General features: G+C 68.2%; 24 protein-coding genes. 11 read left to right on the forward strand and 13 right to left on the reverse strand.

The annotated features are described in order from the left end of the window. Positions 1 to 19: 19 nt before the first annotated feature. Positions 20 to 1153 (forward strand): GAF domain-containing sensor histidine kinase, encoded by a 1134-nt coding sequence (locus LY12_RS16660; protein WP_253857777.1) that lies wholly within the window; start codon positions 20 to 22, stop codon positions 1151 to 1153. Positions 1154 to 1388: 235 nt separating this feature from the next. Beyond that, positions 1389 to 1847 carry a DUF222 domain-containing protein gene (locus LY12_RS16665; RefSeq protein WP_253858872.1) on the forward strand — a complete coding sequence of 153 codons (459 nt, stop codon included), beginning with the start codon at positions 1389 to 1391 and terminating at the stop codon, positions 1845 to 1847. A gap of 155 nt (positions 1848 to 2002) precedes the next feature. On the opposite strand, the gene LY12_RS16670 is transcribed toward LY12_RS16665, so the two are convergent. Beyond that, positions 2003 to 2656 carry a response regulator gene (locus LY12_RS16670; protein WP_253857779.1) on the reverse strand — a complete coding sequence of 218 codons (654 nt, stop codon included), beginning with the start codon at positions 2654 to 2656 and terminating at the stop codon, positions 2003 to 2005. A 168-nt stretch (positions 2657 to 2824) separates the two neighbouring features. On the opposite strand from LY12_RS16670, the gene LY12_RS16675 reads away from it, so the two are divergent. Further along, positions 2825 to 3547: a DUF427 domain-containing protein gene (locus LY12_RS16675; protein ID WP_253857780.1), complete on the forward strand. Its 723-nt coding sequence runs from the start codon at positions 2825 to 2827 to the stop codon at positions 3545 to 3547. A 14-nt stretch (positions 3548 to 3561) separates the two neighbouring features. Here the strand turns inward: LY12_RS16675 and LY12_RS16680 are convergent, their stop codons facing one another. The 5 genes from LY12_RS16680 to LY12_RS16700 form a co-directional block, all read right to left on the reverse strand. Beyond that, positions 3562 to 4230, reverse strand: a complete 669-nt coding sequence (locus LY12_RS16680; RefSeq protein ID WP_253857781.1) for a hypothetical protein — start codon at positions 4228 to 4230, stop codon at positions 3562 to 3564. A gap of 3 nt (positions 4231 to 4233) precedes the next feature. Further along, the gene (locus LY12_RS16685; protein ID WP_253857782.1) at positions 4234 to 4734 is read right to left on the reverse strand and encodes a DUF3558 domain-containing protein; all 501 of its coding nucleotides are present in this window, start codon (positions 4732 to 4734) and stop codon (positions 4234 to 4236) included. A 13-nt stretch (positions 4735 to 4747) separates the two neighbouring features. Next, positions 4748 to 5203 carry a hypothetical protein gene (locus LY12_RS16690; protein WP_253857784.1) on the reverse strand — a complete coding sequence of 152 codons (456 nt, stop codon included), beginning with the start codon at positions 5201 to 5203 and terminating at the stop codon, positions 4748 to 4750. Positions 5204 to 5227: 24 nt separating this feature from the next. Beyond that, positions 5228 to 6019: a hypothetical protein gene (locus LY12_RS16695; RefSeq protein WP_253857786.1), complete on the reverse strand. Its 792-nt coding sequence runs from the start codon at positions 6017 to 6019 to the stop codon at positions 5228 to 5230. 82 nt (positions 6020 to 6101) lie between these two features. Next, positions 6102 to 6437 (reverse strand): hypothetical protein, encoded by a 336-nt coding sequence (locus LY12_RS16700; RefSeq protein ID WP_253857788.1) that lies wholly within the window; start codon positions 6435 to 6437, stop codon positions 6102 to 6104. A 278-nt stretch (positions 6438 to 6715) separates the two neighbouring features. On the opposite strand from LY12_RS16700, the gene LY12_RS16705 reads away from it, so the two are divergent. Both LY12_RS16705 and LY12_RS16710 read left to right on the forward strand, forming a co-directional pair. Then, positions 6716 to 8866 (forward strand): coiled-coil domain-containing protein, encoded by a 2151-nt coding sequence (locus tag LY12_RS16705; protein ID WP_253857790.1) that lies wholly within the window; start codon positions 6716 to 6718, stop codon positions 8864 to 8866. Positions 8867 to 8897: 31 nt separating this feature from the next. Then, complete coding sequence (locus LY12_RS16710; protein ID WP_253857792.1) at positions 8898 to 9914, forward strand: hypothetical protein; 1017 nt, start codon at positions 8898 to 8900, stop codon at positions 9912 to 9914. 9 nt (positions 9915 to 9923) lie between these two features. On the opposite strand, the gene LY12_RS25930 is transcribed toward LY12_RS16710, so the two are convergent. Beyond that, a complete protein-coding gene (locus LY12_RS25930) occupies positions 9924 to 10049 on the reverse strand; it encodes a hypothetical protein (RefSeq protein ID WP_301302784.1) in 126 nt (41 codons plus the stop codon). A gap of 437 nt (positions 10050 to 10486) precedes the next feature. Beyond that, positions 10487 to 11419: a type I pantothenate kinase gene (coaA, locus tag LY12_RS16715; protein ID WP_253857795.1), complete on the reverse strand. Its 933-nt coding sequence runs from the start codon at positions 11417 to 11419 to the stop codon at positions 10487 to 10489. A 204-nt stretch (positions 11420 to 11623) separates the two neighbouring features. Between coaA and LY12_RS16720 the strand changes: the two genes are divergently transcribed. From LY12_RS16720 to LY12_RS16730, 3 genes are read left to right on the forward strand one after another with little or no spacing between them, the layout of a single operon-like run. Then, a complete protein-coding gene (locus LY12_RS16720) occupies positions 11624 to 12253 on the forward strand; it encodes a YbaB/EbfC family nucleoid-associated protein (RefSeq protein ID WP_253857796.1) in 630 nt (209 codons plus the stop codon). Between the two features lie 51 nt (positions 12254 to 12304). Then, positions 12305 to 12829 carry a type VII secretion target gene (locus LY12_RS16725; RefSeq protein ID WP_253857798.1) on the forward strand — a complete coding sequence of 175 codons (525 nt, stop codon included), beginning with the start codon at positions 12305 to 12307 and terminating at the stop codon, positions 12827 to 12829. A gap of 4 nt (positions 12830 to 12833) precedes the next feature. After that, complete coding sequence (locus LY12_RS16730) at positions 12834 to 13742, forward strand: hypothetical protein (RefSeq protein WP_253857800.1); 909 nt, start codon at positions 12834 to 12836, stop codon at positions 13740 to 13742. Positions 13743 to 13789: 47 nt separating this feature from the next. Here the strand turns inward: LY12_RS16730 and LY12_RS16735 are convergent, their stop codons facing one another. The 4 genes from LY12_RS16735 to LY12_RS16750 form a co-directional block, all read right to left on the reverse strand. Next, positions 13790 to 14191: a VOC family protein gene (locus LY12_RS16735; protein ID WP_253857802.1), complete on the reverse strand. Its 402-nt coding sequence runs from the start codon at positions 14189 to 14191 to the stop codon at positions 13790 to 13792. Positions 14192 to 14238: 47 nt separating this feature from the next. Further along, entirely contained in the window at positions 14239 to 14601 is a 363-nt protein-coding gene (locus LY12_RS16740; RefSeq protein ID WP_253858873.1) for an ArsR/SmtB family transcription factor, read from the reverse strand. A 63-nt stretch (positions 14602 to 14664) separates the two neighbouring features. Next, positions 14665 to 15273, reverse strand: coding sequence for a hypothetical protein (locus LY12_RS16745; RefSeq protein WP_253857804.1), 609 nt, complete (start codon positions 15271 to 15273; stop codon positions 14665 to 14667). Between the two features lie 81 nt (positions 15274 to 15354). Then, the gene (locus tag LY12_RS16750) at positions 15355 to 16020 is read right to left on the reverse strand and encodes a macro domain-containing protein (RefSeq protein ID WP_253857806.1); all 666 of its coding nucleotides are present in this window, start codon (positions 16018 to 16020) and stop codon (positions 15355 to 15357) included. Between the two features lie 81 nt (positions 16021 to 16101). Here LY12_RS16750 and pheA point away from each other — a divergent pair, with 81 nt between their 5' ends. From pheA to LY12_RS16765, 3 genes are all read left to right on the forward strand, one after another. Next, positions 16102 to 17013: a prephenate dehydratase gene (gene pheA / locus LY12_RS16755; RefSeq protein ID WP_253857808.1), complete on the forward strand. Its 912-nt coding sequence runs from the start codon at positions 16102 to 16104 to the stop codon at positions 17011 to 17013. Further along, positions 17010 to 17627: a histidine phosphatase family protein gene (locus LY12_RS16760; RefSeq protein ID WP_253857810.1), complete on the forward strand. Its 618-nt coding sequence runs from the start codon at positions 17010 to 17012 to the stop codon at positions 17625 to 17627. The genes pheA and LY12_RS16760 overlap by 4 nt, the downstream gene beginning before the upstream one ends. 345 nt (positions 17628 to 17972) lie before the next feature. Next, a complete protein-coding gene (locus LY12_RS16765) occupies positions 17973 to 18677 on the forward strand; it encodes a DUF4232 domain-containing protein (protein WP_253857812.1) in 705 nt (234 codons plus the stop codon). 121 nt (positions 18678 to 18798) lie between these two features. On the opposite strand, the gene LY12_RS16770 is transcribed toward LY12_RS16765, so the two are convergent. Next, positions 18799 to 20061, reverse strand: coding sequence for an MFS transporter (locus tag LY12_RS16770; RefSeq protein ID WP_372493545.1), 1263 nt, complete (start codon positions 20059 to 20061; stop codon positions 18799 to 18801). Positions 20062 to 20169: the final 108 nt, after the last annotated feature.

Raw genomic sequence — 20169 nt, forward strand, 5'->3', positions numbered from 1 at the left:
TCGTACCGTCGGAAGTCTGATGGAACCGAACGTCGCCGCGCGGGCGCTGTCCGCCGCCACCGAGATCACGACGACCGTGTTGTCCGGGGACGACCCCGACGCCGTGCTGCCCATGGTCGTCCGGCACGCCGTGCAGATCGCCGACGCCGACCTCGGCCTGCTCATGGTCCGTGACGAGGACGGCAGCGTCACCGTCGAAGCCGCCTACGGTGCCGACACCACGGGGCTCGTCGGGCTCGTGCTGCCCGCCGAGTCGGCAGCGGGACGGGTCGCGGGCGGCGCCGAGCCGGTGTTCGCCGACGACGTCACCAGCGACCCGCGCACGTCCCAGTTCGTGCCCGTCGTACTCGCCGGATACGGGCCGTTCGCCGCTGCCCCGTTCGGCACCGGAGGCAAACAGCTCGGCGTGCTCACCGCATACCGGTCGCCGCACCGCGTGCCGTTCGACACCGGCACCGGCGAACTGCTCACGGCGTTCGCGGGGCAGGCTGGCGTCGTCCTCGCGCTGGCCGACGGTGCCGACGCGCGTCACCGGCTGACCCTGTATCAGGAGCGCGAACGCATCGCCCGCGAACTGCACGACGTCGTCGTCCAGCGGCTGTACGCGGCGGGCATGCAGCTCGACCGCGTCCATCGCAGGCTGCACCGGCGGTTCGCCCGTACCGAACGCGACCGGCTCGGCGAGGCCATCGAGCAGCTCGACCAGACGATCGAGGAGATCCGCGGCACCGTGCGTGAACTGCGATCGTCCGAACCCGTACCCGAGACGCCCGACGCCAGTGATCTCGCCGAGTCGGCACGCTCCGAGGTGCGCATCGCCGGTGAACTGCTCGGCTACCCGCCGACCCTCGAACTGTCGGGCGAGCTGGCAGGCATCCCCGGCGAACGCGGAGACCACATCCGCGCCGCTCTGCGCGAGGCACTGTCCAATGTGGTGCGCCACTCCGGCGCGAGCGAGGTGCGCGTGACGCTCGAACGGGACGACCGCGAGGTCCGGTTGAGGGTGCGCGACAACGGATGCGGCGTCCCGGCCGACGTCGCCCGCCGCGGGCTGCGTCACCTCGCCGAACGTGCCGGCGCCGCGGGTGGCCGGTTCGACGTGAACTCCTCACCCAGCATGGGCACGATGGTCGCACTGGAAATCCCCCTGTAGGGAGTCGTCGCACCCGCAGCCGTTCGCCCGCCGCGATCATGCCGTGCGTTGCCGGGCCGATGTGCAGGTCGAGACCGTCCGGCGACGTGCCTGGTGACGAACCCGGCGACGCCGGTCGGCCTGCCCCGAGGTGCTTCGCCGGCCGGGGTTTCGTCGGGTATCGCCGACGTTGGTCCACTCTATCGCGCAATGGCCATTCGACCATGGGTTCGATATTGTGAGCGTTGTGGATGACATGGGGGACGGTATTGGAGATGGCGGCGTGGTCGACGGCGGTGTTGGAGGCAAGGTCGAGCAGCTGCGGGACCTGCGTGCCCAGCGGGCACAGCTCGATGCCGAAGAGCTGACGCTGCTGGCCGATATCTCGGCGGCCATGGGTGATGACCGTGGTGTGGCTGAGGAGTTGAGGCCGGTGCTGCGGGTCTCGGCCCGTGAGGTCGAACGCCGCATCGACGACGGCAAGTCGTTGGCGAGGCGGACGCCGCGGTTGCTCGCAGCGATGCGCGCCGGCGAGATCGACGCGCATGGCGCTCGGCAGGTGTTGACCGTGGTCGATCCGCTCGACGACGAGGCCGCCCGGAACGTCGATGCTTTGGTGGCGGAAGGGCTGGATGCGGCGGAGACGGAGTGGCAGCCGGGGAACCTGGCCCAACGGGCGCGCCGGTTGCTGGAGAAGGTCGACCCCGACGGGTAGGCCGAACGAGCGGCGAGCGCGGGCGGAGCACCGGGTCGAACTCACGCCGGGCGGGCACGTGCCGCCCTTGCTCGACGCGCAGCTGCCGGCGGAAGTGGCGAGTGCGTGTTACTCGCGGGCGGAGGGCATGGCTCGGCGGGCGCAGGGCACGCGGGTCAGTGGGTGCGGTCGGGGCCCGCGGTGTGCCGGGCGACCCATGCGGCGGCCTGGGTGCGGCGTTGCATGCCGAGCTTGCCGAGCAGCGACGTCACGTAGTTCTTCACGGTCTTCTCGGCGAGGAACAAGTGCTGTGCGATCTCGCGGTTCGACAGGCCCTGGCCGATGAGGTCGAGGACGCTGCGCTCGCGTTCGGACAGCCCGGCCAGGCGATCGGGCTCGCCGTCGCCGCGCATCGTGTCGAGCAGCCGGGCGGTGGTGACCGGGTCGAGCAGCGAACGCCCCGCACCCACCTCACGCACCGCATGGACGACGTCCTGCCCGCGGACCTGCTTCAGCAGGTACCCCGACGCCCCCGCCCGGATGGCGCCGACCATGGCTTCCTCGTGCTCGAAGGCGGTGAGCACGAGACAGTACGGCGGGCTGCTCAGCGCTCGTAGCCGCCGGCACAGCTCCACCCCGTCGCTCTCCGAACCGCCGAGCCGCATGTCCACGACGGCCACGTCCGGTTCGACGTGCAGCGCGACGGCCAACGCCTCGTCGGCGGTGCTGGCTTCCGCTACGACCGTGATGTCCGGTTCGTCGCCGAGCAGGTCACGCAATCCGCGCCGGACGACCTCGTGATCGTCGACGAGGAGAACCTGGATGGCCATGATTCGAGGTTACGTCCTCACCGACGGTTTCGTACGGCACCGGCCGCTGCCCCCGCGAACCTGCACCCGGCGCACCTCCACCCGACGAACACGGGGCCGATGCGGGTCGGGTGCCGTTGCGGGTTCTCGGCGCTGAAACCCTTCGCCGATGCGCGTACCGTCATCGGCATGGTCGCCGATGCGCCGCGTACGGAGCAGTCCGCGAAGCGGGTGAGGGTTGTGTTCGCGGGTGTCGTGGTCGCGGACACGACCCGTCCGCTGCTCGTGTGGGAGAACCCGTACTACCCGACCTACTACCTGCCGCGGGAGGACGTCCGCGATGACGTTCTCGTCCCGAGTGGACGGACCCGCGCCTCGCACCTCGGTGACGGAAAGCTGTCGACCGTGCACGCGGGTGGCCGCGACGCCGTCGACGCCGCCGTCGAATACCCCGGGGGCACGCTCGGAGGTTACGTCCGCCTCGACTGGCCCGCGATGGACCACTGGTTCGAGGAGGACGAGGAGGTCTACACCCACGCCAGAGATCCGCACACGCGGATCGACATCCTGCCGAGTTCGCGGCACGTGCGCATCGACATCGACGGCGAACCGGTCGCCGAATCGGACTCGCCGTGGTTGCTGTTCGAAACCGGCCTGCCGGTGCGGTACTACCTGCCGAAACCGCACGTGCGCCTCGACCGGCTGGCACGCACCGACACCGTCACGCACTGCCCGTACAAGGGTGCGGCCGAGTACTGGTCCGTCGGCGACCACACCGACATCGCCTGGTCGTACCGCAACCCGCTGGCCGAGAGTCAGCGCATCGCGGGGCTGATCTGTTTCGCCGACGAACGGGTCGACGTCCGCGTGGACGGCCTGCTCCAGCAACGTCCGCAGACGCCGTGGTCGTGACCGCGGCTCGTCAGCTATGTGGCGAGGCGCGGTGTTCTTTCGAGCAGGTCACAGAGGAACTCGACTCGGTCCTCAACGTCCTGCAGGTCGAGCATGCCGAAGCGCCACGTAACGATTTCGTCGCCGAGCACGCGGATGGGGTTGTCGTCTGCCCGTTTGTCGCGCAGGAGCCATTGCCGCACTTCTTCTGTCAACACCGATGATACGTACTCGTTGTCTTCGGATTCGACGGTGAATCGATTGTCGAACGCGGTGTCACCAGTACCCGCGTTGGCGAGACCGCTGTGTCGTGCGACCTTGCTGGCAAAACCGCGCGTTTCCACATCAAATGACGACTTCGGGCTGTTCAGTTTAATGGAGACAATTTGGTAATGATCGCGCTTCGATCGTTCGTCTCCGGCCTTGTCAAACTCTTCCAATCGTGAGCTGAACTCAAAGACAATAACGGAGCGCCCCCTGTATTTCCCCCGGAAAACGTGCTCCGCTTTCTTCCATCGGCCCCATTCGAAAGGAGGGCCAGAGTGGTAGTTTGCAAGGCCCTCATCAGACTCAGTATATTTCCACCCGAGCCGGTTCGCTGCCGTCCGGTATGTGTCCTTGGTTTGCCGCTTCTGCTTCCACGTGTAGTATAGATATCCGATAAGCACCAATGGTGACACTACAAACCAGAACCAATCGGGCATCGCTCACTCCGGAAGATTGTTGATGATTGATTTTGCGGCCTCGTCTGCGACGGCGCAGGCATCCTTTTGAAGGTCTCCGCCCGGATTTACAATACTGACGACCGCGAACTGCTGTTTAGGGTCATCCGAGTCCAATTTCACGCTCACGCCACAACCAGAATCCGTGGCCTCGAGTCGCCCACCTTCGACTCCTGAAATATTTACGGATTCTCCAGTTTCCATCTTGCTCATATCCTGACCGCGGATGACGTTAAAACTGTCGAATCCTGTTTGCGAACTGAAATCGCACTGGTAGTCGGCGGGAGTCGTCTCAGTATTGTTAGTCTCAAGTATGCGGTTGGCCTCCTTTTTAGGGAGCAATGAGCACGCATCACCGTTCGGCAGGCGTTTTGACGTCGAAGCTGTCTCAGCGCCCCCCTCGCTTGCTCCGCAGCCAGCCACGAGGAGCATAAGTGCAGCTGCACAGGTTGATGTCACGCTGCTTTTTACCAGGTGAGTTCGCACTTTCCACGCCAATCTATCTTCTTCCGAAGATGTCCATCTCATCGAAGTATTCGTCATCGGTCGGTGCGTTATTTTCGTGAGTTCCGCGACCATTGCGATCTCCCGTGGGGTCGGGTGCTCGGTAATCGTCCGCTTCGTGCTCAGAGGTCGCAGGCAGTGGTTCAATGGAACGCAGAGATGCAAATGCGGCAACAACTTCCGAGTCTGCAGAATACTTTCCTTCTAAAAGTTGTTTCCAGTTCAACTCGCCGTGATTGATACGAGAAATTACCGCATCCCACTCAGGTGTGCGGCAGCGCCCTTCAACCAGCGCCCTGAAACTATCAATTTCCTCCTGCGTTACCACCATATCTTCTCGGAATTCTTCCAGCAGCTCATCTGTCTCTCTGATGGTTTCCGCGGCGTCCTCGATAACACGATCGCACTCGCGCTCGGCGTCACGCGCCTCTGGAGTATACCAATCTGACATGGAGAAGGACCGCATCTGCTCTGCCTAATTTCCTTGGGAACTTTCGTCCTTGTAGTCTTCCGGATTTAAGGTGCGATCGAGGCTGTTTATCTGGTTATTCAGCTGCTTCTTTTGTTTTTGGTACGCCTCCTTCTGCTCCTTCATGTCTTGCTGGCCACTGCTCAACGTCCTTGTAATCTCAATCATGTCCTGACTGGAATTTATCTCTGGTATCGCACGCGCAGCGTCCATCATCCCTTGACATGCGTTGAGATAGGAGCGAATAGTGTTGGCCATCTGTTCAATCTTGTTGTGGATATTGTAAACCTGTTCAATCAGGTCCTTTATTCTGGCTACGTCCGATATGTAAGGGAAGTCTTCGAAACCGCTAGCGATCCATTCGACAGCGCCGGCCACTTGGCCCAAAACAGGGACGACCTTCTTTGCAAGCTTAAGGATCGCCTCCACGATCGTCTCGATTATTTCGATTGCCTTCTGCGCGAGCTTCACGGACCATTCAGATACCTTTTCGAACCCTTTTCCAATAAAGATGCAAAGTTCTTCGGCGATCCAAAGTGCGCCCACCCATGTTATTTCAACGAATTGATGATACGATTCTGACGCCTCGCCGCTGGTCCAGTGGTTTGCAACCAGGCTCGCCGTGTTGTCCGTCAGGTTCCGCGAGAGACTTTGGAATTGGGTTGCGCAGTGTTGCCATGCTTCGCCGTTCTCGGCAATCCTGTTGAAGTCTCCCGTTATTGGCTCAACGAGAGCTGAGTACAAACCCTCACCGTCCTCGCCAATAAAGTTTCGCCAGAACCAGTCGAGCTCGTCCATGCCGAAATTGTGCCGGTCGAGCTTGTCGGTGAGGGGTGTCTTCGCTACCGTTGGATTAAAGCCCTCGATCGGGGTTGTGTCACTATACGACACGATGGCCCCCAGTGTCCTCTGCGCGTTCGACCTGCTCCTGAGTCTCGGCTTCTGCGAGGCCGTACTTTTTTGCTGCCACGCGTACGCCTTCGCCGGTTTCGTTCAATTTGGCCTGAAGCATCGAAAAGACTGATGTCAGGATCCGTTCACGAACTTGTTCGCAAGCAGTGCCGATCGGGGTCAGGAGCCCCGTGAAACCTTCTGGATTCATGCCCTCGTACATGGCTGAGTACTGGATCGTGGTTACAGACATGGAAAGCTTGCTGACGTAGTCGGCGTAGTCGCGAAGCTGCAGCGGATCTACGTCGTATCCATCGCCGGGCATAATTCCCCCTCCCCGGTAGTTTTAAATCAGCAGAACCCTAAAGGTTGCAGTAACGTTGTGCAACCGTATCTGTTCGGATGTGCGGGGTGGTTCTGCGGTGCATCGACCCAAAGGGTGCGTGACCGGTCTGGATACGGTGAGATCATGCGTGGAGTGCGCCTAGCGGTCCCTCCCACGATCGGGGACGTTCGACACGGCGCTCTCACACCCTCGAAGGACATTCCCTCCTGTTGAGCCTCGAAGACGGTTGGATACCGAGAGGCGCGAAGGGGGACGAGATGGGGAACTGGCGGCACGAGGCTGCCGAGGCGGTAGGCACGGAGACCGCCCACAGCGGGGGAACGGAACAGGCCGCAGAGGACGAGTGGCACGACCTGGGCCCGGTGCGCGACTCCGGAGACGGCCTTGTCGTGGACCTGCGCGGTACGCGTCCCGGCAGGCTGCTCGACGTGCGTCTCGCCGGAGCGGCCGGGCCGCGGGACGGTGCGGCCGTCCCGGTCGGGGTGCGGCTGCGACGTGGCGTCCTGCGGCTCGACGATCCCGGCCCGTTGCCCGCCGAATGCGATCGTGTGTGGGCGCGGATCGCCGTCACCGATCACCGCGCGAGCATCCTGCGCGAGCTCGGGTTCGCGCCGCTCGCGGACCGGCTCGCCACCGGCAGGCCCGACCGCGCGCACGGCGACCCCAAGCGGGCGTGTTTCCTGCCCGGCGTCCGGCTCATCCGGGGCGGGCCGGGCAGCGGCAAGACGACCCTGCTGAACGAGGCGGCCGACGAACTCGCCCGCGACGGTTTCCGTGTCCTCCTGCTGACCCGCACCGAACAGGTCCTCACGTGCGTCCCCGACCAGGCGCGGCTGACCGTGCAGCAGCAGCTCGCCGACCTCTCCGCGGCCGAATCGCGGCTGCCGGAGCTGCGCGAGTTGCTGCGCGGATTCGACCGGGGCGCCTACGACGCGGTGCGGCGCCGCATCGACGACCAGCTCCGCGCCGACGAACTCGAACAGCAGCTCACCGCAGCGCAACGGGACTACGACGTCGCGGCGGCGGATCTTGCGCAGGCCAGGCAGGAACTGCGCCGAGCTCGCACCGACTGGGCGGGCGCCTCCGACGGCAGGCGCAAACTGACCGAGCTGCGGGCGCTCACGGCCAGGCTGGCCGACGTCGACGCGGAACTGGCCCGGCTGCATCTGCGGGTCGAACGGCGCCCGTACCGAGGCAAGAACCGCGACCGCAAGGCGCTGTACCGCACGGAACGGGAACGTGATTCGCTGCGCCAGCGCATCGCCGCGTGCGGCGACGAAGCGATCACGGCGGAGCGGGCGTCGGCCCTCGACACCGCGCTCTCGGATGCGCACCACCGGCTCGACGAAGCCGCGCGTGACGAGTCGGAGGCCTACACCCGCGTCCAGAAGCTGCACGCGAAGATCGCACAGCTCCGGTCCACGAAACCGTCGGAGCAGGACATGCGCTTCCACGCCGAATGCGTTCGACGCGGCCTGCCGGATCGGCAGACCGAGTACGACGACCTGGCGCGTGCCTCCGCGGAACAGGCGGCCCGGCGCGGTCAGCTCGAGGAGCGGCTCTGGTGGCTCGGCGAGGGTGCCTGCGTGGCGACCGACGGCCCGGTGCACCGGTGCGACACGCTGCCGCACGGTGACGCGAACACCCGATTCGACGTCGTACTGGTCGACGACGCCGGCAGTAGACCGTTGTCCGAGGTCCTCGCCGCCGTGGGCCTGGCGCGGCACACCGCCGTCGTCGCGGGCGACCCCGACTCGCCGCAACCGTGGCTGGGACCGGAACTACGGGACGAGGCCGCCGTGCGCCGTTGGTGCGGCGCGACCGTGTTCACCCACTGCGGAATCCGCACGGCCGAGGACGCCCGCATGCACGGCGGCTGCTATGTGCTGACCGCCTCACGCCGGGTGTCGCTCGACCGCCGCGCTGCCGACGCTGCCACCACCGAGGGCGCCGATCCGGCCGAGACGACGCTGCGCCGCGGGCACGTCGTCGTTCTCGACACGGCGGGTGAACCGGTGCGGCACGCGGGCGTCATCGCCTCGCTGCCCCGCGGATCGGCGGTCATCGCTCCACATCGGACCGCCGCGGCGCACTGGCTCGAGGCCGCGGGACGGCGGTATGACCTGGCCATCGGCACGGCCCGGACGTTGCACGGCGAGGAGTTCGATGCCGTGCTCGTCGATCTCGTCTCCGACGACTGGCACGCGCGCACCCGCGCCTTCGCCTCGGCGACCAGTCGTGCCGGCGGCACGTTGTACCTGCTGGCCGACGCCGCAGCGCTCGCGTCGGCCGCGCCGGGGACACCACTCGGCAGGGCCGGTGAGGCCGATGCCGAGGTGCGTCCCGTCGGCGACGCCGGCGTGCCGGCACCGAGAGCTACCACCGACCCGGCGGTCGTGACACCATGATCAGGTGCGTCGACCCGGTGAACCTGCGCAGGTGACCGCGGTACTCGATACCCTCGAACGGATGCTGGACGCGGGCACCAGGGTGGACGTCGCCCGGCTCGCGCGCCTGGCCGTCGACCGGATCACCGCATCGGGCGAGCCCACCTCCGACGGGACGGCGCCGGTGGAACCCACCCCGGACGAGTCCTGCCCGGACGGGGCAACCGCTCCCGAGGCGCGCGTGCCCGGAGCCATGCTCGACCGTGCGCTCGCGCTGTACGCCCGCGCGTGTGCTGCGCATCCGCCCGAGGCGACGGACCTCGCCGACTGGATCATGGGCTTGTCGTTCGGCGAGCCGGCACGTGTCGTATCCCTGCACGACTTCGCGGGCCCGCTCGGTGAACACGGCCTGGCACGGATCCGATCCACTGTGGATGCCCGCCTCGCGGAGTCCACAGTGGAGGAGTCTGATCCGGTTGCGGAGCGGCTCGCGCAGGAGCTCGCCGCACTGACCGGGGAGGTCGACGGGCTGGTGGCCGCATGGCAGAGGCGGCTCCCGAACACGGAGGTCAGCCTGAAGATCGTGCGCGTGCTGCGGGCCGCGGGCCGGCACTCCGAAGCGCTCGCGCACGCCGCCCGAGCCCGCGGCAGCGACCCTTCACGGATCGGTGAACTCCTCGCCGCGGGCCGCGACGAGGACGCCTGGACGCTCACCCGGAACCTGCTCGCGCCGCCCGCCGAGTCGGGTCCGCACGCCGAGTCGTGCCCGACCAACGGGACCGCGCCGGCTGCGGCTCGCGCCGGCGTCATCGAGCTCTACCGCAGGCACATCGACTCGCTCATCGACGGCAGGGACGCCCGCAGCCCGGCCACGAACTACGCGCGTGCCGCGGTGGCGCTGCGCCGGCTGCGGACCCTTCACCGCGACGCGGGAACCTCCGCCGAGTTCGCCGAGTATCTCGCCGGCCTCGTCGCACGGCACCGCCGCAAGACCCGGCTGCTGGACGAGATCCGCGCCGCCCGCATCGCGTTGCCGAAGGCGCCGCCGCAACGGTCCCTGTGGTCCTGACCGGTTCGCTCAGGGCGCGGTCTCCTGCGCACGGCGGGACTCGTCGGCGTCGAGTACGAAGGCGCCGCACGCCATGGCCAGCAGCACGATGATCCCGAGAATCGCACCGATCCACGTCACGATGGTCGCCAGCATGGCTACCGTCCCTTCCCCCTCGTAGGAGTTCGTGTTCCGTTCACCAGGGTCGGGCCTGGACTGGATCTTCAGCCATCGGCCAACCGGCTAAACCACGCGCCCTCCGGTCGACCGAAAGCACGAGGTAACGTCGCGCTCCGCGGTCGCCCGAAACCCCTGGGCGGCGTGTGGGTGAACGGACTCGTCACGGTAGCCGGGCGAGAGCCGTTCCGCTGCGAGAACGACGGAACCCGCGGTCAGGGTGCGACCTTCGGAGGAGTTCCGGCGACCCTGGGCGCCGAGGTCACCGCGCGGCCCGGCCATGTCGGTGAATCGCCCGCGACCGGCCGTCCCGCCGCTGTCGCAGGCCGGATCACCGCGGGTCGTCGCCCACGGGCACACGCGACGGCCGCGCTTCGTCACCGAGCGTCACGCTTCGCCGTCCTCGGCGTGGCGGGTCAGAGCTTGCGCAGGCGTACGCGGTTGATGGAGTGGTCGCTGTCCTTGCGGAGCACGAGCGTCGCGCGTGGGCGGGTGGGGCGGATGTTCTCCACCAGATTCGGCTCGTTGATCGTCTTCCAGAGGTGCTGCGCCTCGAAGCGGGCGTCCTCATCGGACAGGCCCGCGAAGTGGTGGAAGTGCGAACTGGGGTCGGCGAAGGCGGTGTGCCGCAACTTGAGGAACCGCTCGATGTACCAGCGCTCGATGTCACCGGTGTGGGCGTCGACGTAGAGCGAGAAGTCGAACAGATCCGACACGGTCAGACTCGGACCGGGCTGCAGCACGTTCAGCCCCTCGATGATGAGGATGTCCGGACTCTGCACCGTCTGCTGCTCGCCAGGCAGGATGTCGTAGGCGAGGTGCGAGTAGACGGGCGCGTGCACCTCGGCGGCACCGGATTTGACGTCGGTGACGAATCGCAGCAGCGCGCGCCGGTCGTAGCTCTCGGGGAAGCCCTTCCGGTGCATGATCCCGCGGCGCATCAGCTCGTCGCGTGGGTGCAGGAATCCGTCGGTGGTGACGAGGTCGACGCGCGGATGGTCGGGCCAGCGGGCCAGCAGGGTGCGCAGGATGCGCGCGGTGGTCGACTTGCCGACCGCGACGCTGCCCGCGACACCGATCACGAACGGGACCTTGGAGGGCCGGGTGTCCTCGCCGAGGAACGTCGTGGTGGCTTCGTACAGCCGCTGCCGGGCGGCCACCTGCAGGTTGATCAGCCGGGACAACGGCAGATACACCTCGGCCACCTCGGTGAGGTCGATCTGCTCGCCGAGGCCTCTCAGGCTGACCAGCTCGTCCGCCGTCAGCGGGAGCGGTGTGGAGCGCCGGAGCTCCCGCCACTGGTCACGCTGCAATTCAACATAAGGGCTCAGCTCACGGACCCGTGGCATTCGCTCACTCCTCGCCCGTCGATGGGCCGGCCGTTCCCGCGACTTTCGTAACGCAGTTCTTACGGTAAGACGTGGCGTCAGAAAACGGACTGTGACGTTGTGCACCTCACCCGCGGTGTTCGTTGTTAGCGTGCCGCCGTCAGAATCGTGTGTCGGTCCGCGGTCGCGGTACCGGTGCATTCACGAGTTTCAGGGGGAACAGCTATGACCACGCCCGGTGAGCAGCAGTCCGGCCGGACGTCCGATCCGATGAAACTGGCCGACGACCTCAAGCAGTGGGCTCAGGGGCTGCAGCAGCAGGCCGAGCGCTACGGCCAGCTGCAGAGCAGGCTCGACGCGACGTCCGTGACCCGGACCTCTCCCGACGGGGTGGCCCGCGTGACCGTCGATTCCAAGGGAGTGCCGACGGAGTTGACGATCACCGACCGTGGCCGGGGGCTCGATCCGCGTGAACTGTCGGCCGCGCTGATGGACACGATGCGGCGGGCGCAGGCGGAACTGCGCGACACCGTGGCCGACCTGACGGTCACGACGGTCGGCGAGGACGGCCCCGCGAGCGACATCGTGGCCGGATACCGCGAGCAGTTCCCCGACCCCGACCCCGGCGACGACGACCCCGGTCACGGTGGCGCGGCGCAGGACCTGTCCAGCCAACTCGGCGCCATCGAGGACGACGAACCCGCAGCCGGACCGGGCGGCTCGCCCGAGGCGTCCCACCGGAGCGAGTCTCAGCCGGAACCGCAGCGGCCGCCGCGGCGTCCGACCTCGCGACCGTCGCGCGACGCCGACAACGGCGAGGACGACGAGGGCTTCGGCGGTTCAATCCTGCGCTGAGGACAGCATCCGAGAAGCCCGTGCGACGGGCCGACCGAGAAGGGACCGACGATGACGCCACCGAAGGGGTTCGGCGCTGACCCGGACCAGCTGCGCGCATATGCCAAAACCATCGCCGCCAGGTCCGAGGCCGTCGGCGTTGCGCAGGAGGCGGCTTCGCACGTCACGGATCTCAACGACGCCTACGGGTGGATCTGCCAGATGATGGGGCTGCACGAGATCCTCAAGCAGCCGCAGGAACGGTGTGGGCAGATGATCAAGCGGGCGCAGCAGGAGCTCTCGGAGTTGGACAAGACCGTCAGCGAGGCCGCGAAGCGGTATGAAGAGCAGGAACAGGCCATGCGCGAGCGGCTGCGAGAGACCCTCGAGAAGCTGGGCAAGGCGGGGGAAGCACCGGGGCTGACGCACGGCGGGGGCACGCCCGAGCCGGTCCCGATGCCGGAGCCCCAGCTGCCGGGGGACGAGCCGCAGCCTGCGCCGATGCCGACGCCGGAGCCGCCGCAGAACACGCCGCGGCCGGCTCCCATGCCCACTCCGCAGCCGTACCCCGAGTACCCGACGACCACGGAGGCGTGAACCGATGTCCTCTTCGATCATCAGCGACGACCCGTCGTCGGACAACCCGCTGGTCGACGACGCCACGGACTCACGTCAGCAGTACGACATGCTGCAGAGCACCGAGGGCGCCGTCGCCGGGTTCGCGGTGCTGGCGGGCGGCCTCAACCCTGCCACGATTGCCATCGGCGCGGCGAACGGCCAGTTCGACAACATGGACAGCGCCTACAACCTCACGCAGGGCACGTCGCTGTCGACTGTTGTCGACGCGGCTACGCAGATGAAGGAAGGTGACTGGGCGTCGGCGGCCGCGAGCCTCGGCATGGTCGGCGCGGACGTTCTCGGTGCGGTCACCGATCCGATCGCAGCCGTGGCGGGGCAGCTGATCGGCTGGATGCTCGAACACGTCGAGCCGCTGCGGATGGTGCTGCACCAGCTCACCGGCAACCCGGACATGGTGGCGGGCTATGCCAACACCTGGTCCAACGTCGGCAGCCACGTGGCTGAGCAGGGTGTCCAGGTCGTGGAGGACTTCAAGAACGGCACCACCGACTGGCAGGGTGAGGCCAAGGGTGCCTGTGCGGAGCGCATGGTCGCCTGCGTGCAACAGATGGCCGCCGCCACGCAGGCGGCCGATGCGATCTCCAAGGCGGCGATGAAGCTCAAGGACGTCGTGAACAGTGTTCGGGCGTACGTGCGCGACATCCTCGCCGACCTCGCGGGCGGGCTCGTGAGCGCGGCGATTCAGGCCGCGACGGTCGTACTCGCGCCCGGCGCCGTGAAGACGATCCTGATGAAGATCTCCAAGGCCGGTATCGACATCGCCGAGGGCGTCGCCGAGTTGACCGTCGTGATCACGAGGTTCAACAACGTCGTCGTCGACCTGATGCAGTCGCTCGACGAGGTCGAACGCGCCTACGAGAAGACCTCGTAGGCGCCGTCGTCCCGCCCGACTTCCCTGATCCAGGCGGGCGCGGACTGCTACTCCGGCGCGGGTGCCTCGGTGGCGAGCTGGATGAGGTTGCCGCACGTGTCGTCGAGGACCGCGGTCGTCACCGGGCCCATCTCGACGGGCGACTGGGTGAACTCCACGCCGAGTGCGCTCAGCCGTTCGTACTCGGCGTGCACGTCGTCGACGGCGAACTGCGCGAGTGGGATCCCGTCGGCGATCAGTGCGTCGCGGTAGGGCTTCACCGCGGGGTGGCCCGCCGGTTCGAGCAGCAGTTCCGCGCCTTCCGGGTTCTCCGGCGAGACGACCGTCAACCAGCGCGCGCCACCTCCCATGTCCACGTCGTGTTTGGTGCGAAAGCCCAGCACATCGGTGTAGAAGCGGTGGGCCTTCTCCTGGTCGTCGACGAACACGCTCGTCATGTGGATCCGCATGGTCGGGTGGCTCCGTTTCGGTGTCGGACGGGTTCGGCGGGTGCCGGTCATTTCCCGGTCGTGCCGGTGTCGCTCGTCGTGCCGGTGTCGTGGGTCGTGCCGCTGGTCGTGTCGGTCTCGCCGGTCTGTGGCGCGCCAGGGCGGTCGAGCCACCGCACGGCGATCTCCTCGAGTGGTCCGGTGTCGAGGTAGTGGAACTTGTACCGGCCCTCGCGGCGGGTCTCGACGAGTCCGGCGGCTTCGAGGACGTCGAGGTGCTGTGAGATCGCCTGCCGTGACGAGGCGAGCCCGTGCCGGGTCGTCAGCCGGCCGCAGAGCTCGAACAACGTCTGGCCGGTGCATTCGGTCAGCTCGTCGAGGATCGTCCTCCTGGTCGGATCGGCGAGTGCCTTGAAGACGTCGGCCACGATCCCCACGTTAGGCAAGTAAACACTTGCATGTCAATTCGGCGGCACGCGTGGGTGATTCGCCGGTCAGCGGATCCACGCGGGGAGGCCGAGTGCCCGGAGCCGCGCGTCGAGCTGGGCGGCGAACAGCTGTGGGTTCTCCACGGCGAAACACGCCTCGCCCTGCGGCGTCGCCACGGCCACGGCGGGTCCGGGCGGGACCTGGATGTTCGGGTTCAGCTGAGGCTGGGCGCCCTTCTGGATGTCGACGATGCGGATGCCCGTGATCTGCGAGAGCCGGATCTCCCCGGTGCCCATCGTGAAACGAATCATCCGGGAGGACGCGCGCAGCGACCACCGCAGTGCGCGGTCGTCGAACGAGACCCGGCAGTCCCGGAGCCCGTCGTACGACTGCATCGGGTGTTCGAGCGGCATCGCAGGGGCGGCCGCGGCCATGCTGACCGGATCGGGCGCGGCAGGGGGCTGGCCGGTGGGCGGCTGTCCGCCTGGGAACGGCCGCCCGGCGGGGAAAGGCTGCCCGGCGGGCGGAGGTTGGGGAGGCCCGGACGGTGGCGGCATGTGGCGAGGGTGCGAACCGGAACGGGAGCGATGTGAGTGCCGAGTCACGAGCACGGCGACGACGACCACGACCGGTACCAGCCCGACGAGCACCCAGATCCAGACGGTCACGGACACGGTCGGAACTCTACCGCCGTCCCTGGCCCACCCGGGCCGATCATCGGACGTCCGGCCCGGCGGGGCGCCATCGGCGCCGGGTCAGCTCCCGAAGACCTCGTCCCACGCGGCGGCGACCTGATGGGCACAGGTTTCCGGGGCGACGCCGCCGACCCCGGTGCCGAGGCCGGGCAGCGCGATCGTGGTGACCGCCTCGCGCAGCGGCACCGCGTCGCCGGTGACCGCACCGTCCGCCACGTCGGAACCCTCGGTGCTGTCGGCCGTTCCCTCGGCCCACAGCGTGAACACCGCCTTGGCCGCGAGGTAGGGATGCACCGTGTCCGGCGGCAGTTGCTCACCGGGCTCCCGCATCGTCGGTGCGCTGATCAGCCACGTGGGTGCGGGCTCTCCCGTCGGCACGACGAGCGCTTCGCCGACCGGCAGCTCCCCGCCGTGGTAGGCCAGTACGGCGCTGCGCACACGCTGTTCGATCCCGGGGAACGCCTTGGCGTACATGGCGTTGATACCGCCCCGCATCCAGCCGTACGAATTGGCGGGGCTGACCACGGCATGCGCGCCGACGTCCAGCACCGATCCGTGGTGGACGCTCACCGGCCCCGACACCTTGCCTGCCGCCGACTCCCACGCCCGGGCCAGCGGCTCGTCGACTGCGCACAGCACGACCTCTGGCGTGGCCGGACGGCGGTCTTCACCGGTCACGTCAGCCACACCATTCCACGTTATATGGGTGCCTGATTCGGCGGTCACCCGTCCAGGATCGCAAATACTCGCGAGTTGTGTAACGGGCTGTGGGAGTGAACATTTTCGCGATCGGTAACCTTGCCGGTTGTGGTACGCATAGCGTTCTTCGGTCCGGAAGGCACTTTCACCGAGCAAGCGGCGCGGAATCTCGCCGGTGGTGAACGGTTGTTTCCGGTGGAGACAATCCCAGCAGCTTTCGACGCCGTCCGCAGCGGAGAGGCCCAGGGCGCCTGCGTACCGGTCGAGAATTCCGTCGAGGGCCCCGTCACGGCGACGCTCGACAGCGCCGTCGACGGTGATCCGCTCGTCGCGGTCGCCGAGGCGCTGCTGCCGATCCGGTTCAGTGTCCTCACCCGCTCCGACGCGCCCGATCCGCCGCGCACGGTCGCCAGCCATCCGCACGCGCTCGCGCAGGTCCGCGGCTGGCTGGCCGAGCACCTGCCGAAGGCCGAACAACTCGTGGCCTCGTCGACTGCCGGCGCCGCGGTGGGCGTGCTGGAAGGCCAGTACGACGCCGCGGTCGTCGCGCCCGTCGCCGCGGAGCACTACCCGCTGCGAGTGCTGGCTACGGACGTCGCCGACCTCGCCGACGCGCGCACCCGCTTCCTGCTGCTGCGCAGGCCGGGACAGCTGCCCGAGCCGACGGGCGCCGACCGGACGTCGATCGTCGTGGCCGCGGCCAACCGCACCGGATCCCTCGCAGGCCTGCTCGCCGAGCTGGCCATGCGCGGTATCAACCTCACCCGCCTGGACGCCAGGCCGGTCAAGGGCGACTACGGCACGTACCGGTTCTTCTTCGACTTCGAAGGTCATGTCGCCGAGCCGCGCATCGCCGACGCGCTCGCCGCGCTGCGTAGGCGTTCGACCGAGGTCCGGTTCCTCGGCTCACACCCGCGCGCCGACGGGGTGGCGGCAACCCTCGAACCCGGCGCGGGTAACGATGACTTCGCCGCGGCCGACGCCTGGGTGGAGGCCGTCCGGAAGGGAGAACTCGCGTGAGGCTGTATCTGGTGCGGCACGCCCAGAGTGAGGCGAACGTCCGCAAGATCCTCGACACGGCGCTGCCGGGGCCGCCGTTGACCGAACTGGGCAGGCAGCAGGCCCGCGACCTGGCGGCGCGGCTGGGCGACGAGCCGATCGCGGCGGTGTACGCCTCCCACGCCACGCGTGCCAGGCAAACGGCCCGCCCGTTGGCCGACGCGCTCTCGATGGAGGTGACGCTGTTGCCGGGGGTGCACGAGGTCAGCGTCGGCGATCTCGAAGGCCGCGGCGACCAGGAGGCCCTTGAGCTGTACGGGAAGGTCGTCGGCCAGTGGCTGGACGGGCGGCTGGACGTTCCGCTGCCCGGCGGCGAGACCGGCCACGAGGTACGGGAGCGGTACGTCGAGGCGGTCCGCGGGCTGCACGCCCGGCACTACGGCTCCGACGAGGCCGTCGTCGTGGTGAGTCACGGCGGTGCGATCCGGTTCGGAGCCGAATGGCTGGCGGGGAACGTGACCTCCGAGATCGCCGACAACGGCCTGTTGCCCAACACGGCGATGGTGCGCCTCGACGCCGACGCGGGCGGTGGCTGGCACTGCTCCGAATGGGCAGGCATCACCGTCGGGAAGTGAGTCCGCGCCGGACGCGCGCCGGTACCGGTGCCACGAATGGGCCGTGTCGAACGGGCGGTGTCGAACGGGTGAAACGTCGGTGCGGGGCCGGTGGAAAGTGCGGCCGAACACATTCGGTGCGGTTCACCGGAACCGCCCGGTGATAATCGCGCAGTGATAGCGGACCGGCGATAGCCGCTGATGTCGCCGGTGACGGTTGTGGGCCGCGGCGGATCCGTGCGCAGGCGGTACGGGCGGGTCGTGAATTGTTATCCCACCTTGACCGCAGGCGGGAAAGTTTCGCGCAACCGAAGCGTGCGTGAAACGTCTTCCGGGTAGCCGACATTCCGGCAAGGGAGGCGCGTGATGAACAAGAATCGTGAAACCGCTTCGCAAGCGTCGATCGTCGCTGGGGCGGCGATTCTGGCCCTCGTTCTCGCGGGCTGCGGTGGTCCGGCAGGCTCGTCCGACTCGCCGGGAACGCAGCAGGCCGCTCCGTCCGCCGCACCGGCCGGTAACGGCTCGGGTGAATCGCCGGCGGCCACCGCGGACAAGCCCACCGGCACGTCCGCGGCCGGCGACGGATCCCCGCCGCAACAGGACGCACCCAAGCAGGCCGTGCCCACACACGAGCGGGCCGGAGCGGGCGACACCTGCCTCGCCGCTGATCTCGAACTGTCCCTCGGCCGCGGCCAGGGCACCGCGGGCACCCACTACCGCCCGCTGCGCTTCACCAACGTGTCCGACTCGCCGTGCGTGATCCACGGCTTCCCCGGCGTCTCGTACGTCGCGGGCGACGACGGACACCAGGTCGGCGCGGCCGCACACCGCACCGGGAACAAGGGCGCTCCGGTGACCCTGCAGCCCGGCCGCACCGCGCACGCGGACGTCGGATTCGTGCAGGTCCGCAACTACGACCCCGCCGAGTGCAAGCCGACCCCGGTACGCGGGTTGCGGGTGTACCCGCCGCACGAGACGAACTCGATGTTCGTCAAGGCGCCCGGCACCGGGTGCGCGGAATTCCCGGGCGGCCAGCAGCTCACCGTCGCGACCGTCCAACCCGGCCGCTGATCACCCGGAACCCGACGCACGGCAGCTCGACGCACACGGCAGTGGTGCAGGCCGCCTGGGTGTGCCGGCCGCGTGGGGACGCCGCCGCGATCGGTTCCCCACGCGGCACCTCCGCCACGGTTCAGGCGTGCCGGAGGTGCCGGTCCAGCGTCAGTACCGCGACGATCGTGACGCCGCCGAGCGCGATCTGGCAGGCGCCGGAGAACGCGAACGTGGCGCTCGTCGAGCCCAGCACGGTCGTCAGCAGACCGCCCAGCAGAGCGCCGACGGGGAGCATGCCCCACACCACGGTCCGCCACACGCCGAGTACCCGGCCCAGCAGGTCGGCCGGTACGAGGCGGTGGCGCGTCGTGGCCAGCAGCACGTTGGCCACGACGACGGCGCCCGCGAACAGCCCGAACAGCACCGCGCTCACCACCGGCTGGGCCGAGAAACCCATCGCCATGAACGCTGTCCCGGCCGCCGCCATCGAACCCGCGAGTACGTATCGGCCGCGGAACCGGTCGACCAGCCGTGAGGCGAGCGCCGCTCCGCCGAGACCGCCGAGGCCGCCGACGAGGCCGAACACGCCGAACGCGGCCTCGGTCAGCGAGAGGTCCTCGAGCGCGTACAGCACGAGCTGGGCCTGCGCGAGCTCCGACGTCAGCGCCAGCCCGCCCGCCGCGACGACGAGCCGCCACATGACCGGGTCCCGGATCAGCCAGCGCATGCCGTCGGCGAGGTCGGAGCGCAACGTGGCGGCAGGCCGCTCCTCGCCTGCGGCCGCCGCCGACCGCTGAGGCCGGAAACTGCCCGCCAGTGCCAGCAGCAACGCCGCACCGATCGCGAACGACGCCGATGTCAGCAGGAACGGGAACGCCGCGAACACCGCGAAGGTGAGACTGCCCAGCGGGCCGCCGGCGAAGGTCTGCCCGACGATCTCGGTGGCCTGCAGCTTGCTGTTCGCCCCGGACAGCCCGCTCTGATCGACCACGGACGGGATCAGCACGTTGGCCGCACTGTCGGCCACGACCTCGGCCACCCCCACCACGAGCGCGCCGAGATAGATGAGCCAGATCGACGCCGAGTCGGTCAGCACCAGCACGGTCATGCCGCCGATCGCGGCGGCGCGCGCGGTGTTGGCGAGCACGATGGCCTTGCGCCGGTCGACCCGGTCCAACATGGCGCCCGCCAGCACCGCCAGCAGCAGCCACGGCAGGAACTGGGCGGCCGACAGCCCGGCGATCAACACCGGGTCGCGCGTGACGGTTGCGGCGAGGAGCGGGAAGGCGACCTTGGCGATACCGTCGCCGAGATTGGCGGCGAGGTTGGCGCCCAGCAGCAGGGGTAGTCCGCGGCGGGCGGGGGCGGGGGAAGTCACTGTTGTGGTCGAATCTTGCGCCATCGTGTTAGAGCAGAACGTGCCCGGCCGGTAGCCGCCAGTAATCCTACCCTTTCGGGCGAATGTCTCGGTCGGAAACGCGACTTTCGCAGGGTCGGTGTTCCTCGCGCA

This window comes from Prauserella alba (genome assembly GCF_024171735.1).
Classification (GTDB): Bacteria; Actinomycetota; Actinomycetes; order Mycobacteriales; family Pseudonocardiaceae; genus Prauserella; species Prauserella alba.

Excerpts from the sequence above, each read along its gene's own strand:
- LY12_RS16720 (WP_253857796.1), top strand. The coding sequence starts at position 11,624 with ATGACCACGCCCGGTGAGCAGCAGTCCGGCCGGACGTCCGATCCGATG.
- LY12_RS16695 (WP_253857786.1), bottom strand. The coding sequence starts at position 6,019 with ATGGACGAGCTCGACTGGTTCTGGCGAAACTTTATTGGCGAGGACGGT.
- LY12_RS25930 (WP_301302784.1), bottom strand. The coding sequence starts at position 10,049 with ATGCTGGCGACCATCGTGACGTGGATCGGTGCGATTCTCGGGATCATC.
- LY12_RS16735 (WP_253857802.1), bottom strand. The coding sequence starts at position 14,191 with ATGCGGATCCACATGACGAGCGTGTTCGTCGACGACCAGGAGAAGGCC.
- LY12_RS16700 (WP_253857788.1), bottom strand. The coding sequence starts at position 6,437 with ATGCCCGGCGATGGATACGACGTAGATCCGCTGCAGCTTCGCGACTAC.
- LY12_RS16675 (WP_253857780.1), top strand. The coding sequence starts at position 2,825 with ATGGTCGCCGATGCGCCGCGTACGGAGCAGTCCGCGAAGCGGGTGAGG.
- LY12_RS16770 (WP_372493545.1), bottom strand. The coding sequence starts at position 20,061 with ATGGCGCAAGATTCGACCACAACAGTGACTTCCCCCGCCCCCGCCCGC.
- coaA (WP_253857795.1), bottom strand. The coding sequence starts at position 11,419 with ATGCCACGGGTCCGTGAGCTGAGCCCTTATGTTGAATTGCAGCGTGAC.
- LY12_RS16730 (WP_253857800.1), top strand. The coding sequence starts at position 12,834 with ATGTCCTCTTCGATCATCAGCGACGACCCGTCGTCGGACAACCCGCTG.
- LY12_RS16680 (WP_253857781.1), bottom strand. The coding sequence starts at position 4,230 with ATGCCCGATTGGTTCTGGTTTGTAGTGTCACCATTGGTGCTTATCGGA.
- LY12_RS16665 (WP_253858872.1), top strand. The coding sequence starts at position 1,389 with ATGGGGGACGGTATTGGAGATGGCGGCGTGGTCGACGGCGGTGTTGGA.
- LY12_RS16705 (WP_253857790.1), top strand. The coding sequence starts at position 6,716 with ATGGGGAACTGGCGGCACGAGGCTGCCGAGGCGGTAGGCACGGAGACC.
- LY12_RS16725 (WP_253857798.1), top strand. The coding sequence starts at position 12,305 with ATGACGCCACCGAAGGGGTTCGGCGCTGACCCGGACCAGCTGCGCGCA.
- LY12_RS16670 (WP_253857779.1), bottom strand. The coding sequence starts at position 2,656 with ATGGCCATCCAGGTTCTCCTCGTCGACGATCACGAGGTCGTCCGGCGC.
- LY12_RS16765 (WP_253857812.1), top strand. The coding sequence starts at position 17,973 with ATGAACAAGAATCGTGAAACCGCTTCGCAAGCGTCGATCGTCGCTGGG.
- LY12_RS16660 (WP_253857777.1), top strand. The coding sequence starts at position 20 with ATGGAACCGAACGTCGCCGCGCGGGCGCTGTCCGCCGCCACCGAGATC.
- LY12_RS16690 (WP_253857784.1), bottom strand. The coding sequence starts at position 5,203 with ATGTCAGATTGGTATACTCCAGAGGCGCGTGACGCCGAGCGCGAGTGC.